Annotated in this window: 15 protein-coding genes; 4 read left to right on the top strand and 11 right to left on the bottom strand. The window is 44.9% G+C overall.

Annotated elements, in window-relative coordinates:
- Positions 1–50: 50 nt before the first annotated feature.
- Both trpA and trpB read right to left on the bottom strand, forming a co-directional pair.
- Positions 51–839, bottom strand: a complete 789-nt coding sequence (gene trpA / locus C3Y93_RS01355; RefSeq protein WP_104851853.1) for a tryptophan synthase subunit alpha — start codon at positions 837–839, stop codon at positions 51–53.
- A complete protein-coding gene (gene trpB / locus C3Y93_RS01350) occupies positions 836–2,047 on the bottom strand; it encodes a tryptophan synthase subunit beta (protein WP_104851852.1) in 1,212 nt (403 codons plus the stop codon). Before trpB ends, trpA begins: the two co-directional genes overlap by 4 nt.
- Before the next feature lie 102 nt (positions 2,048–2,149).
- Between trpB and C3Y93_RS01345 the strand changes: the two genes are divergently transcribed.
- From C3Y93_RS01345 to C3Y93_RS01330, 4 genes are all read left to right on the top strand, one after another.
- Positions 2,150–3,043: a LysR family transcriptional regulator gene (locus tag C3Y93_RS01345; RefSeq protein WP_104851851.1), complete on the top strand. Its 894-nt coding sequence runs from the start codon at positions 2,150–2,152 to the stop codon at positions 3,041–3,043.
- Between the two features lie 111 nt (positions 3,044–3,154).
- The gene (locus tag C3Y93_RS01340; protein ID WP_171287375.1) at positions 3,155–3,727 is read left to right on the top strand and encodes a nuclear transport factor 2 family protein; all 573 of its coding nucleotides are present in this window, start codon (positions 3,155–3,157) and stop codon (positions 3,725–3,727) included.
- Complete coding sequence (locus C3Y93_RS01335; protein WP_104851849.1) at positions 3,703–4,200, top strand: chalcone isomerase family protein; 498 nt, start codon at positions 3,703–3,705, stop codon at positions 4,198–4,200. Before C3Y93_RS01340 ends, C3Y93_RS01335 begins: the two co-directional genes overlap by 25 nt.
- An 11-nt stretch (positions 4,201–4,211) precedes the next feature.
- Complete coding sequence (locus tag C3Y93_RS01330; RefSeq protein WP_005177281.1) at positions 4,212–4,904, top strand: response regulator transcription factor; 693 nt, start codon at positions 4,212–4,214, stop codon at positions 4,902–4,904.
- Here C3Y93_RS01330 and C3Y93_RS01325 read toward each other — a convergent pair.
- From C3Y93_RS01325 to nudC, 9 genes are all read right to left on the bottom strand, one after another.
- Positions 4,901–6,223 carry a sensor histidine kinase gene (locus C3Y93_RS01325; RefSeq protein WP_104853225.1) on the bottom strand — a complete coding sequence of 441 codons (1,323 nt, stop codon included), beginning with the start codon at positions 6,221–6,223 and terminating at the stop codon, positions 4,901–4,903. The genes C3Y93_RS01330 and C3Y93_RS01325 overlap by 4 nt on opposite strands.
- A gap of 39 nt (positions 6,224–6,262) precedes the next feature.
- A complete protein-coding gene (locus C3Y93_RS01320; protein ID WP_104851848.1) occupies positions 6,263–7,312 on the bottom strand; it encodes an SAM-dependent methyltransferase in 1,050 nt (349 codons plus the stop codon).
- A gap of 11 nt (positions 7,313–7,323) precedes the next feature.
- Complete coding sequence (locus C3Y93_RS01315; RefSeq protein WP_104851847.1) at positions 7,324–8,100, bottom strand: DUF1295 domain-containing protein; 777 nt, start codon at positions 8,098–8,100, stop codon at positions 7,324–7,326.
- A 25-nt stretch (positions 8,101–8,125) separates the two neighbouring features.
- Positions 8,126–9,322 carry an SAM-dependent methyltransferase gene (locus C3Y93_RS01310; protein WP_104851846.1) on the bottom strand — a complete coding sequence of 399 codons (1,197 nt, stop codon included), beginning with the start codon at positions 9,320–9,322 and terminating at the stop codon, positions 8,126–8,128.
- Entirely contained in the window at positions 9,319–10,113 is a 795-nt protein-coding gene (locus C3Y93_RS01305; RefSeq protein ID WP_104851845.1) for a DUF1365 domain-containing protein, read from the bottom strand. Before C3Y93_RS01305 ends, C3Y93_RS01310 begins: the two co-directional genes overlap by 4 nt.
- Before the next feature lie 9 nt (positions 10,114–10,122).
- Positions 10,123–11,406, bottom strand: coding sequence for an NAD(P)/FAD-dependent oxidoreductase (locus C3Y93_RS01300; protein ID WP_104851844.1), 1,284 nt, complete (start codon positions 11,404–11,406; stop codon positions 10,123–10,125).
- Positions 11,403–12,389 carry an acyl-CoA desaturase gene (locus C3Y93_RS01295; protein ID WP_104851843.1) on the bottom strand — a complete coding sequence of 329 codons (987 nt, stop codon included), beginning with the start codon at positions 12,387–12,389 and terminating at the stop codon, positions 11,403–11,405. The genes C3Y93_RS01300 and C3Y93_RS01295 overlap by 4 nt, the downstream gene beginning before the upstream one ends.
- 136 nt (positions 12,390–12,525) lie before the next feature.
- On the bottom strand, positions 12,526–13,074 hold the full coding sequence (locus C3Y93_RS01290; protein ID WP_104851842.1) for a lipocalin family protein: 549 nt from the start codon (positions 13,072–13,074) through the stop codon (positions 12,526–12,528).
- A gap of 228 nt (positions 13,075–13,302) precedes the next feature.
- On the bottom strand, positions 13,303–14,076 hold the full coding sequence (gene nudC / locus C3Y93_RS01285; protein WP_171287374.1) for an NAD(+) diphosphatase: 774 nt from the start codon (positions 14,074–14,076) through the stop codon (positions 13,303–13,305).
- Positions 14,077–14,264 lie beyond the last annotated feature (188 nt).

Raw genomic sequence — 14,264 nt, 5'->3', positions numbered from 1 at the left:
TGTTTTATATTCAATTATGGTTTTAAAGAAGATTTATGAAAGGTGCCTGACTATTCTTTGTTTTGTCTCAGTATCTGTGCAAAAACCGTGACTTTTTCTAAAGTTGCGATCATCCCTTTATTAAAGAAAGTATTGACGAGCGCTGAACCGATAATAATAAGATCTACTTTATTGGCTAATGCTTTAACATGACTTTCATTTTTGATCCCAAAGCCAATTGCAACTGGAATATTAAAAATAGGTTTGATTTCAGCAATCTTTTTCTCAAGATTAGACAGATTGAAGTCTCCTCCTGTTAAGCCATTTTCTGCAACATGATATAAAAACCCTGTCGCGCGCGCTGAGATTTGCTCTAACCTTTCAACTGGGGTCGTCGGCGCGGTCATTGCAATTAAATGCATATTTTTTTCATTTAACTGCACTTCAAAGTTTTCTCGATATCCATATGGAGCATCTAAAATCAATATTCCATCTATAAGATTTTCTGTTTCGGCGATAAGTGTCTCAAAACCATATTGCATCATCGGATTTAAATAAGTCATGAAAATTATTGGTGTCTGGTCATCATGCAGTCTTATTGCTTTTACCAACTCAATGGTCTGTTTTACCGTTTGACCTGCACCTAAAGCCCGAAGATGCGCAGCCTGAATGATCTCTCCATCTGCCACTGGATCAGAAAATGGAATACCCACTTCAATAATGTCAGCCCCTGCTTGACCCAATTGGCTTAACAGACGACAACTTTCTGTAAAATTAGGATCTCCAGCAGTAAAATAACAGACCAGACCGCTTCGATTTTCCAGTTTCAATTGCTCTAATTTTTGATCTAGACGGTTCATGCTGTAGCTCCTGCAAGATATTTTTTGACCGTGTTTAAGTCTTTGTCTCCTCTGCCACTTAAATTGACAATAATGATCTGTTCTGGCTGCATTTCTTGAGCAAGTTGAATCGCATATGCAATCGCATGAGAACTCTCAAGCGCAGGAATAATACCCTCCTGTTGACTTAAAAGCTGAAATGCATTTACAGCCTCTTGATCGGTTATAGCCGTATATGTCACACGTCCTGTTTCAAACAGAATGCCATGCTCTGGACCAACACCAGGATAATCTAAGCCGGCTGATACAGAGTGCCCTTCTAAAATCTGCCCATCGAAGTCTTGTAATAAATAGGTTAAATTGCCATGTAGCACACCGACCTGACCTTTGCAAATAGAGGCGGCATGTTCATCGCTATTTATTCCTTTTCCACCTGCCTCAACGCCAAACATTTTGACATTCAGGTCTTCTAGAAAAGGATGCATCAACCCTAGTGCATTTGATCCCCCACCCACGCAAGCAACTAGAGCATCAGGCAGCCTATTTTCTTTCAGGAGTATTTGGTTTCTGGCTTCTAGACCAATAATTTTCTGAAATTCTCTGACCATCGTCGGATATGGGTGAGGGCCTGCGCCAGTACCCAACAGGTAATAGGTTGTATCCACATGACGAATCCAGTCACGTAATGCTTCGTTCATGGCATCTTTTAAAGTCCCACGACCCTTTTGAACACTTCTGACTTCAGCACCGAGTAATTTCATGCGCTCAACATTCATTTGTTGGCGCTGAATATCTGTTTCTCCCATAAAAATGGTACATTTCATCTTAAACAGCGCGCAAACCGTTGCTGTTGCAACACCATGTTGCCCAGCACCAGTTTCTGCAATGATTCTGGTTTTCCCCATAAATTTGGCTAATAAGATTTGGCCTACACAATTATTGATCTTATGCGCACCCGTATGGTTCAAATCTTCTCGCTTGAAATATATTCGAGCGCCGCCTGCATAAGCTGTTAGGTTTTTTGCATAAAAAAGAGGACTAGGACGACCAACAAAGTCCGTTAAAATCTGCTGATATTCAGCCCAAAATTCAGGTTTGTGCCGAACATTATTAAAGGCTTGCTCTAATTCTTGAAGTGCTGGCATTAAGCTCTCTGGCATGTAACATCCGCCAAATTTACCAAAAAATCCTAAGTCATCAGGACCATTACCTGTATAAGGGGTTGTCATCTCATATCTCTTTTACTATCAAAACTTGTTCGATCTTAAAATATTTTCATTTTGATGATAATTGATATATTTTGAGCTGATGATGTTAGAAAATTTTACAACATGAAACGCAGAACATTACCTCCTCTTAATGCTTTAAAAGCTTTCGAAGCTGTCGCCAGAAATAAAAGTTTCAGCTTAGCTGCCGAAGAATTATGTGTCACCCATAGTGCGATTAGTCATCAAATAAAGCAGTTAGAAGAATGGTTAGATAAAAAATTGTTTATTCGGCATTCCTCTACCATCTCTCTGACAACGGACGCAGAAGAATTATCTCGAGTTTGTACGCAGCTTTTTAATCGTTTAGAACAATGCGTCTTTGAGTTAACTAATAAGACATCTGAAGTAGAAGTTGTCATAGGCGCTTCTCATAGTTTTATGGCAAATTGGCTGATTCCTCGATTAGAAAAGCTCGAAGTCATTTATCCCAATATCCATATAAAATTAATGACATGTAATGATTTAAAATTGTTAGAAAAAGAGAAAGTTGACATATTGATCAATAGTGTCAGTGAGCATCATCTACTTCCCAACTTTTTGAATAAATATCTGTTATTTCCCGATAACATGGGTCCTATTTGTAATCGTGAAATAAATCTTCTTCATACAAAAAATGATCTTTTAAATTATCCATTACTTCATACCCACTCAAATAAAAGTGCATGGCATACATGGTTTAATCAGTCCCAAATTCACTTTCCCCCAAAAGCGAATGATCGCTATTTTGATAGTCTCAATTTAATGATAGAAGCTGCTGTGTCTGGGTTAGGAATTGCGATAGCGCCTCAAATTTTAGTAGAAAAAGAAATATTAAATGGAAGGGTCATTGCCCCTTTTGGTTTTATCTATTGTGACTATAATTTTTATGCAATGGTCAGAAAAAATAACGAAAATCGTGATGTCATGAATATCATTCATTGGCTAATGACTGAAGAAAAAAGAGAAAGTGAAATTTAATCCTTAATCATCAAAATTCTATTCAATGTACTGTCTTTAGTATCTATCTTCACATTCTGTTCACGCTGTGCTGCCTAAGGTATAAACATACACTTCATACGGACACTGATGATGAGACTTGTAAAAACACTAACTGCTACAGCCTTATCCTTGCCGCTTCTGTTGTTAGCCGGATGTAAAAGTATTCCCAGTTATTCAGCCGATTACGCCCAATCCAGAAATGGTATTCAGGGGATAGCGCTGGATCAGGCTAAAGCTCAGGATATCGGCCTCCGCTTTACCTCAGCCTTTAATACCTTGGGCACACCTAAATTCGTTGAAAATGCTGGAGCACTGTATGCAGATCAGCTTTTTATTAACGATACTCTGTCGCAATTTTCATCGCGTAAAAAACTGCTTGAACATTTTCAAGGTATGAACCAGCGGGTGAGTAATGTCACTGTCAGCCTATTAAATACTTCATATCATCAAGACTCTGCCTATGTGCATTGGCATATGGTTTATGATTTTAAAATGTTCGGGAAGACACGAACAATGGATTCATTTGGAATCAGTGAAATAAAGGTCAACCCAAACCATCAGATTATTTTCCAACAAGATTTCTGGGATCCGGCCAATGGTCTGTATCGTTCTTTGCCATATGTAGGAGGAACCTATTCATGGGTACTGCCTTTCAAAAAGTAGCCATAACCACTGTACTGATGCTCGGGAGTTTCGGTTCGTGGGCGCATGCACAGAGCCTGAATCAATGCGGCAATGGTCCGCTGATGGTGGGTCAAAAACAGGTCGGTATGGCCAGTTATTTTGCCCAAAACTGTAGCCAGTCCTGGGAAAAACAAAATATACAGATGGACTTTTCCTATACACAGAATATTCCGGAATGGGCATTTAAGCGTGCGGCCACACATTTACTGAAACGTAATGTTAAAGACGCAAAAATACATGCTCTATTCAACCCAATCACCGATTTGTATCGTCCGGTCAGATCAGGCGACCTGTATCGTTTAAAATACAACCATGCTACACAGACCCTGAGCTTATCTTTGAACCAGCAAAGTTTAGGGCAGCTTAAACATCCTCTGGCACAACAATATTTTAATATATGGCTGGGTCCCCAGCCATTTAGTGCTAAATTAAAACAGCAATTATTAAATTAGTGTCTGCCGCTATGTCGAAACATTTTATCCTGATGGTTGAAGACCATTATGAACTGGCCTCTACCCTATGCGAGTTTCTTGAAGAACATGGCTTTGTGGTCGATCACGCCCGCAATCTGAGTGCTGCTAGACAATTACTGAAACAGCAACGCTACCATATCTTGCTACTAGACATTAATTTGCCTGATGGTTCTGGTTATGAATTGTGCGAGTGGTTACGCAATGAAGAGGGGTTGGACTTACCTGTCTTGATGCTTACCGCTCGGGATACCTTGGATGACAAACTTAAAGGCTTCAATTCCGGCACGGATGATTATCTGGTCAAGCCCTTTGACTTTAACGAGCTAGTGGTTCGGGTCAAGGCCCTGATCAAACGTTCCCTGGGTGAAGTATCTAGCAGTCGTCTGCAAATTCATGACCTAATTTTGGACCCAGCAACACAACAGCTAACTCGAGCTGGGCAGAACATTGAATTGCCTCCAATTCAGTTTAAACTTTTGAAACTATTGATGCGTCATTCTCCTAAAGTACTGACCAAACAGGAAATTATGATGCAGCTTTGGGGTGACGAAGAGCCAGAAAGTGATGCTCTGCGCAGTCATATCTATAATTTACGCAAAATGGTCGATAAACCCTTTGAACAAAAGCTGATTCACACCATATCTGGGATTGGTTTAAAAATTGCTTTCGAAGATGAAGCCTAATTTAGGTACACAACGACAATCAGTCCAGTGGTCATTGCTAATTCAACATTCTGATGAGTGTCAAGATAATATTGCCTGTCAAACAGCTCCACACGCCAACCTAGCTGTTTGCATAGCTTTTGCACCAATTGTAATCCAATGCCATGCCCTTTGATTTCCAGTTTTAGCTGCTGACCAGACAGTTCCTGAACTTTAGAATTGTTAGGTAAAGGCATGCCGACCCCATTGTCAGCAATCAGCACTTTATTTTTTTCCAGAATCACATCAATTTCTGTGCCCTGTGAATAGTTCAGCGCATTGCGCAGAATATTGCCAAACACCATTTTGGTCATGGATGGATAAAGTTTACGCGGCTGTTCATCGAGGTCTTTTTGCAGGTCTATCTGCATGCCTTTGTTATGACTGACACTCTCCAGATCCTGCACCAGATTGTCCAGACATTCTGAAAGCATGGTCGGTTCAGCAGTTAAAGTGTTGGTGGTATTGCGGGCAATGGCCAGCAAGGTATCGACCAGCAGCTGCATGTCTTCAATGGTGTTATGCAGGCGGGTAAAGGCCTTGTTGTCGCCATAGCGTGCCTGACACAGCTGCACATTGCCTTTTAAAATGGTCAGTGGCGTGCGTAGCTCATGGCTGACATCTCCAGTAAATTCACGCTCACGCTGAATAAATTCACTTAATACCTGATGATATTTTTCCAGCGCCTGCTTGAGGTATTCAGCTTCCAGATTAGAATCGGTGCGGATGTCCTGAAAAGGCGAAGCCTGATTTTTCTGATGTTCCCAGTCGATATATTCCAGCGCATTGGCCAGACGGGTAATGGGGGAAAAATAGCGCCGGGCCCGACGGTTCCACCACCACAGCACACTATATAGCACAAACAGGCTGACCATCAGCGGTGCCAGACCAAACAGCCAGACCAGCTTATTGACGTTGCTTTCGCCAAACACCAGCAGCACATGCTGTCCGTCTTTTTCACCATACACGGTCATGCGCTCCTTGCCATCGACAAAATGCCGATTCACCCCTTGCTCAAGTGACATATTCTTAAATTGGGAGGGTGGCACAGTGTTCCAGCGGTAACCATACAGGTTTTTGGTATCGGGCAATTCAGCAGCCGGATTACGTTCCAGCCGCTGCCAGTAGTGTGACATTTCCTGTTCTAGCGCAGTTCTGAGCAGGGAACCTTTGATTACCCAAGCACTACAGCCAATCCCAATCACCACAGACAAGGCAATGAATCCGATTTGCAGCCAGTAATAGCGGTTAAACACCTCACCCAGAGGATGATCGTGTTTGTCCCTGAACAGCTTTAACATTGGTGCATTCCCCGCTGGCCCATCCGATTCGCCGTTCAATTATACGGTTTTCTTTTTAAACAGAAAGTGACCGATTACCCATTCACGTCCATGCTCATAACCGAACAGCTCGGCACAGGCCATAAAGAAAATCCGCCAGCGTTGCCACCAGATTGCGGCATCCGCGCCATAAGTTTTTTCAAACAAGGGCTTTAGCTCGGCCTGTTTAGCATCCATATTTTCTAGCCAAGCATTTGCGGTACGTTCATACTGCGTACCCGCCCATTGCCAGTGCTGCTCTAATTGCAAATGCTGCTGGAAATGTAGAAAGGTCGACGCTGCCGGCATCAGTCCGCCACTAAAGAAATATCTCGACATCCAGTCGAATTCATTTTTTACTTCAAACGGATAATGTAGGAAACGGTGACAGAAAATATGGCACCAGAGCAGACCATCCGCTTTCAGCCAGCTGCTGATATTTTCAAACAGTTTCTGGTAGTTGCGCACATGTTCAAACATTTCCACCGAAACCACGCGGTCAAAGGACGCGGGTTCCAGTTGCAGCACATTGACGTCGCAGGTGATCACCATAAGGTTCTGCAGCTTTTTCAGACGCGCCTGTTCCTGAATATACTGGCGCTGGGTCGAGGAATTCGACACCACCGTGATACGGGCTTTGGGATAATGCTCGGCCATATACAGACTCAACGATCCCCAGCCACAGCCAATTTCCAGAATATCCTGTCCATCTTTTAACTGTGCACGCTGGCAATAGCTGGCAAGTGCCGCTTCTTCCGCCAGATCCAGCGTGGTATGAGTGTGTTCAAACAGGCTAGCGCTGTATTTCAGACGCTTGCCCAGCACCGCCTGGAAAAATGCGGTGGGCAGTTCATAGTGCTGTTCATTGGCCTTGTCGGTCTCGATGGCAATCTCGCTATTTTTCAGCATATGCAGCACATCCATATAGCGCCGAGCTGCCAGTGCCGGGTCAAAGCGTCCTTCTTGTGCCAGACGTTTTTTGCTTAGGCTGCGAATGCCCGCGCGAATCACCGAATCGGGCAGCTTGCCGCTTTCGACCAGTTTTAAAGATTGTTGAATCATAAAGTCCATGTATTTACCTACTATTTGGGTGGCCACGGAATAAACATTGAAGTTCGTCGTTGATAGTCTTTATAGTTGTCGCCGCGATGTGCCAGCGCCTGTTGTTCACTAAAGGGAATCCCGGTGATGTAGTACAGAAACAGCCACATCAGCAGCGGATAAATCCATAATCCATAGGCACCTGCTGCCAGACCAAGGACCGGATAGGCAAACCAGTGCAGCCATTCAAAGAAATAATTCGGATGGCGCGAATATTTCCACAAACCCTGATCCATGGTTTTACCTTGATTCTGTGGATCTAGCTTAAAACGGTAAAGTTGCTGGTCAGCGGTACTCTCACCGATCAGCGCCAGCAACATGATCATGCCCGCCACAATCACAGTGACCAAAGTCCAGTCATTCCATTGCTCGGTCGAGATACTTAACAACTTCAGCATTGGGTAAGAAAACAGTAGAGCCAAACCTGCCTGAAATATAAAAAACATTAGAAAACCAAGATGCTGATAATCCCCCATCGCTCGGCGCATGTTGGCATAACGCGTGTCTTCTTGGGTTTCACTGTCATAGCGCCGTAACAGATGCCAAGTCAGCCGTGAAAACCAGATCCCACTCGCCAGTCCCAGAAATAAGCGAACCAGCATCGGTGCACTGTCAATCGCCCAAGCGGCAATAATCACATTGAGGGTAATACTGAAACTCCAAGCGACATCGACCAGCCCTGCTCTGTGGTTATAGGTCACCAACACCCAGCTACAGAGCATGATAAAGACATTCAGCATCAGTAAATTCAGCAGCATTTCGGCACTCCTGTTTTATCTTGGCTTAGTAGGCACTGGCTTCGAACAGCAGATGTACATCACTGATCACGCCTTCGCGGAAGCCACCTTCGCAATAACACAGATAAAAATCCCACATGCGGATAAAACGCTCATCAAAACCAAGCCCAAGTACCTGATCATGCTGCTGCAAGAAACGCTGACGCCAACAGTACAAGGTCTGAGCATAGCTCTGGCCGATATCTTCCAAATGTTTGAGTCGCAATTTTTGTTCGGAAGCGGTCTGGGTCATGACACTGATACAGGGAATAAAACTGCCCGGGAAAATATAGCGCTTGATAAAGTCCACGGTATTCAGGGCTTTGGCATAGCGTGCATCTTCAATGGTGATGGCCTGAATCAGGGCCAGACCATTCGGCTTGAGGAGCTCGCGGCATTTTCGGAAATAAGTTGGTAAATACTGCTCACCTACGGCCTCGATCATTTCAATCGACACCAGCTTGTCGTATTTGCCTTCCAGTAAGCGGTAATCTTTCAGCTGCACAGTCACACGATGTGACAATCCTGCTGCAGCGACCCGGGCCACAGCTTCATCATACTGTGCTTTGGAAATGGTGATGGTGGTGACCTTGCAGCCATACTGCTGCGCGGCATAAATGGCAAAACCGCCCCAGCCGCTACCAATTTCGACCAAATGATCCATCGGTTTGAGTTGCAGTTTCTGGCAGATCAGCTCTTTTTTATAATCCGAAGCCTGTTCCAGGGTCATGCCCGGCTCTTTAAACACAGCACTTGAATACATCATGCTGTAATCCAGGAACAGCTTGAAAAAGTCATTGCTCAGGTCATAATGCTCGGCAATATTTTTGCGGCTGCCATCAATCGAATTCTTGCGCGATTTATACCAGACCTTTAACAGTAACTGGCTGGCTTTGGCCACAGCATTCTGATTCATCTGGTCCAGCACATCGCGGTTACGTGCCAAAATGCGGATCACATCGACCAGATCTTCACTGCTCCAGTAGCCACGGATAAAACCTTCGGCAGCACCCAGTACACCATTACGGAACAGCAGATCCATCAGACGAACATCATGCACCTGTATCACCGCCTGTAAATCGCTATTTTCCCCGACAGCCCCGTTCCAGACGCCTTTAAAAATCAGCTGACCATGGCGTAATTTCAGCAGGTGGCGCAGTACCACCGGCAGTGTGCTTTGCTCTCCCATGAATAGTGTCTTCATCGCAATGTGTTTCCTTTTTCTTTTTTAGGATGGCGGTAAAACGGAATTTTCTTTTTCCATAAACGAAAGGCATGCAGATAAATTCCGCTGACCATCCTGAAGGGTTCAAGAACTTTCAGTACAGCATAGCGATGCTGCTGTGAAGGAACCGTGATGGCCTGCAAGGAAAATTTCAGGGTGGCATCGAATTGCAAGATTCCCTGCTCAAACAGCTGCATATAAATCACGTTCTGCCGATCCGAAAAGCTGAAGCGCCAGCGATAATCCAACCCCATTGGCATGAACGGCGACACATGAAAGGCCTTTTTAAAGTCAAACTGGTGACTCTGGTACGGCGCATGTTCGTCTGCATTGTTTCGGCAGTCGTGAATGTAGACCTGTCGTTCATTCCACGGTGTGTTGGTGATTTCACTCAGCACAAAGAGCAACTGGTCGGTCGCACTAAAGACCATATAAAACACTACGGAATTGAAACGAAAGCCGAGTGTGCGCGGTAAAGCCAGCACCCGGATGGAAGCGGCATGCGGTAACAGATAGTTTTCCCGCTTGATCAGCAGGCGTGCAATCTTCTGCCGAATCGAGCCACATTCCATAGTCAGAAAATCGAGCTCATCTAGGGTCAGGAAATTCCAGCGGTTAGATGACCACAGCCAGGATTTTCGGGTAAACGTCGCGAGTTGATCTGGATCAAACCACAGATAGCTCAGCTGGGTTTTAAAAGCATGGGCTTGGGGCAAATAACGACGATGCCGGATTTCAGCAGTGGCTATCGCCAGTGGATACATCTGCATCATGCGCTCCTAAGCTGCCTGTTCAGCCTGTTTTAATAACTGATCGATTACCCATGATGCGCTACGCGCCCCATCCTCATGAAAGCCCCAGCCCCAGTAAGCGCCACAATATGAGGTGCGGTTTTGGCCGTTGACCTCGGCCCAGCGTTGCTGTGCTTCAATCGCCGAGGCATCAAACACCGGATGACGGTAATGTCGTTCTACCCAGACTTTTTTTGGATTCAGGGCAAAATTAGGATTCAGGGTGGCAAAGACCTGGGTTTTGCAGTTCAGGTTCTGCAACTGGTTCATCCAGTAGCTAAAGCCATAATGTGTGCCACTGTGCTGGAATGGCGTCTGTTCAGTGACCTGAGTCGGCGTGACGTGTACATGCCAGCTGGCCCACTGGCGACGGGATCTGGGCATGATAGAGGTATCGGAATGTACCACCATGCGGTTATCCTGATAGCGGAACTTGCCTAGCACGTCCAGCTCCTGCGCGGTTGGGTCTTTCAGCAGTTTTAGGCTGTCATCGGCGTGGCTGGCGAAAATCACCCAGTCAAAACGCTCGCTGCCCTGTTGGGTTTCAATCAGTACATCATTGGCACTGCGAGACACCTGATGCACAGCAGTTTTACGAAGCGTGATATTGCACTGGGCCTGAATGGCACGGACGTAGCGAGCTGATCCACCCTTGACCGTCAGCCATAAAGGACGGTCTTTGAGCTGCAACATGCGATGATGCTGGAAAAAGCTCACCACAAACTTATACGGAATCTGTCCGGCCTGTTCCACTGGGCAGGACCACAGCGCCCCGCACATCGGATAGAGATGTTCCTGACGGAAGGCATCGCTATAACCATGTTGATTTAAATACTCATCAATACTGAGCTGTGCATCGACATGCTCCACATCCAGATCTTTATTGGCGGCATAGAAGCGGAACAGATCCGACAACATCGCGCGAAAATCTGCATTAAAAAAGTTTTGAGGTCGGAACAATAACGAGAATTTTTTTGAAGGATTGTACTGTAAGCCAGTGACCTGATTATTCACCGAAAAGCCCATGTCACTGCTTTGCGATTGAATCCCAAGTTCTTTTAGCATGGCGCAGAACAGCGGATAGTTATGTTCATTAAAGACAATAAAGCCACTGTCTACCGCAACCTGTTCACCATCGATATTCAGCTGATGGGTATCGGTATGACCACCAAAGTAGTTATTCTTTTCAAAGACTGTGACTTCATGCGCTTTGCTGAGTTTCCAGGCAGCGTACAGACCAGAAATACCTGAACCAATAATTGCAATTTTCATGGTGATTCCTTTGAATGAATAGTCGGAGTGCCCTTCTTGGCAGCTTTTTTCTGTTTTCGAGCTTGGGCAATTTTACTGACGTCGTAGACCCGTGCCGGAATCGGCTTGAGTCCCCAGACCAGCCCGAACAAAGACATGAGTTTCAGCAGGTAATAGGTCACATCAATCTGCCACCAGTAAAAACCCTGCCGGGTACTGCCGGCATAATAATGGTGATTGTTGTGCCAGCCCTCGCCTAAGGTAATGATCGACAGGAATAAATTGTTGCGGCTGTGATCTTCAGTGTCAAAATCACGGCTGCCATAATGATGCGCCAGTGAGTTAATACACAAAGTGGCATGGAGCAGTAACACGGTGGAGACCACAAAGCCCCAGACTAGCAATTGCAGGCCGGAGGTACCAAGTTGCGGCCAGGTCATAGCCATCCACTCCCCTAGCGCATAAATCCCGCCCGCGGTCAGCAGTACCACAATTAAACTGAAACGGTCCAGCCAGATCAGTTCCGGATATTTCACCCAATCTCTAATCACTTCTTTTCGCGTGGCAAAGTTATATTCATTTAAAAACCAGCCAACGTGGCTGTACCAAAAACCATGCGTGGAGGAATGCGGGTCTTGCAAGGTATCGGTATAGCGATGGTGATAACGGTGATGCGCCGCCCACCAGAGCGGACCACGCTGTGCACTCATAGTTCCAATTAACACAAACAGGAATTGCACCGGACGCGAAGTCTGAAAAGTTTTATGTGACAGATAGCGATGAAAAAAGGCCGTAATGGAAAACATGCGGATTAGGTAGAATGCGAGCATGAAACCCAGTGCAAACCACGATACCCCCACCCAGAATACTGCCAGACAGGCCAGATGCAGTAGAATAAAGGGTAAAATTCTGAACCACTGAATTTTACTATTTTCAGCGGTCAGCGTTTCAGGCGATGTGTGTATGGACCAGCTGTCTATCCATCGCATCAGGCTTTTCAACATGGACTCATCCTACTTTTAAGCGGTTGTCTTTATTCTATTTGATGAGTCTAATCAGTCAGATATGAATTTTATGTGAAGTGAAATAAAAAAAGCCGAACTGTAGAGAGACTAATGAGTTCGGCAAAAGGGTAACAGATTAATGCGGCAATTTGATCAGTTTTGTGATGTCATAACCATAATATTTTGCTGTATCCAGATAGGACTCATAGGTGGCTTCATGCAGTTGCGGTTCGCGCGATAAAATCCACAGGTATTTGGTACTCGGTCCACCGACCAGCGCCACTTTATATTCTGGATCCACGCGTAATACCCAGTAATGCCCTTTGGTAAACGGAATCCATCTTAAACCTGGCGGCAAAAAGCTGACCTTCAGTTTGCTGTTGCCCTGATTTTGCGGATAGGCTACCCCTTCAGAGCTGATCATTTCACCATTTTCAATCCGGCAGCTATTTAAGACGCCCATGGTCTGGTTAGCATTGACGCTATATTGTGCAGTGATATTGGATACACACTTACGCTGAAAATACATCGGTAGATGCGCAATTTCATACCACTTGCCCGCATACCGTTGGATATCTACCTGATCGACTGCCTGAGGTGGAACCGTTTCAGCTTGCGTAGTAAAGCTTAGGCTGATGAAGGCTAACGCTGTAACTGCAAAAACCGAATTTAATAGCATCTTCATTTTTTAGCCTTGTTAGATCTCATGATTAAGATAACCCAAGTCGATGTGAACAAAGTGTGAAGATTAGATGCTGCGATTCAGTTTTTGTTGAGATGCAATTCGCTTATCCGCTAAACAATAATTAAGTCTTCAACATCGGAAAATTCAGGTTCTCAAAAATTACACCGATCGAAAATAAACCTCCTGATTTTTTTTCTTAATTTAAGCAGCCAAACCAGACTGGTTACTTCAAAGCCATTCTTTGCCGTCATCGGCAACAGGTGTACCATGCATCACATGCTGAATCATGGCATAAGCAATACTGCCCTTGAAGGGAATTTCGGGTAACTGATCAAACTTGAAAAATTGCGCGTCGCTCAGTTCATCTTCCTGAATCTGAATCTCGCCTGCATTATATTCCGCCCTGAAGGCCATCATCAGATTGCTGGGAAACGGCCACGGCTGGCTGGCCAGATATTGAATGTTTTTGATCTGTAGCCCCACTTCTTCCATCGTCTCACGGCGTACTGCCTCCTCTAAGGTTTCGCCGACTTCAACAAAGCCTGCAATCAGGCTGTACATCTGGGTTTTATTGCGGGCATTTTTCGCCAGCAGAATTTCATCTGTACCCCGAGTAATGATGGTAATCACACAAGGATTCACACGTGGATACTGGTTATAACCACAGGATGGGCAGACCATGGCATAGTGACTGACGTGCTGCTGGGTCGGATGGCCACATTTACTGCAAAAGCGGTGATTGCGGCGCCACTCGAGCAACTGCACAGCACGACTGGCTTGTTCAAACTGTGGCCTGCTCCAGACCTGCACCAATTGCCGGATCGGGACTAGTTGATAGCCTTCAGGTACTAATTCATTTTCTTTTAGATCCCGTGCAATGACCTGGCCATTTTCCGACAAATCCAGATCATGCTGCAGTCTTGCGACCAGCGGCAACTGAAAATGCTCATCCACCATTAATTGCTGCTGTCTAAAAATATACGCTTTTGAATGCATGCTCATGACATCCACTGATTAAAAAAAATCCCATACATGGGGGTGTATGGGACAAAACTAAGGAAACTTACATAGAGTAACTTCTCTTTAGATACTAAGCGCACGCTTCCTGAATTACAACCATAATAATTTGTATCTTTTTGATTAAAATCACATAATTTTCACAACATTTATGTCTTCAGGAATAATGCGAA

It is taken from the genome of Acinetobacter sp. SWBY1 (assembly GCF_002946595.1).
GTDB classification, from domain to species: domain Bacteria; phylum Pseudomonadota; class Gammaproteobacteria; order Pseudomonadales; family Moraxellaceae; genus Acinetobacter; species Acinetobacter towneri.
The sequence above is the reverse complement of the archived record's forward strand: the minus strand, read 5'-3'. Positions and strand labels throughout refer to the sequence as shown.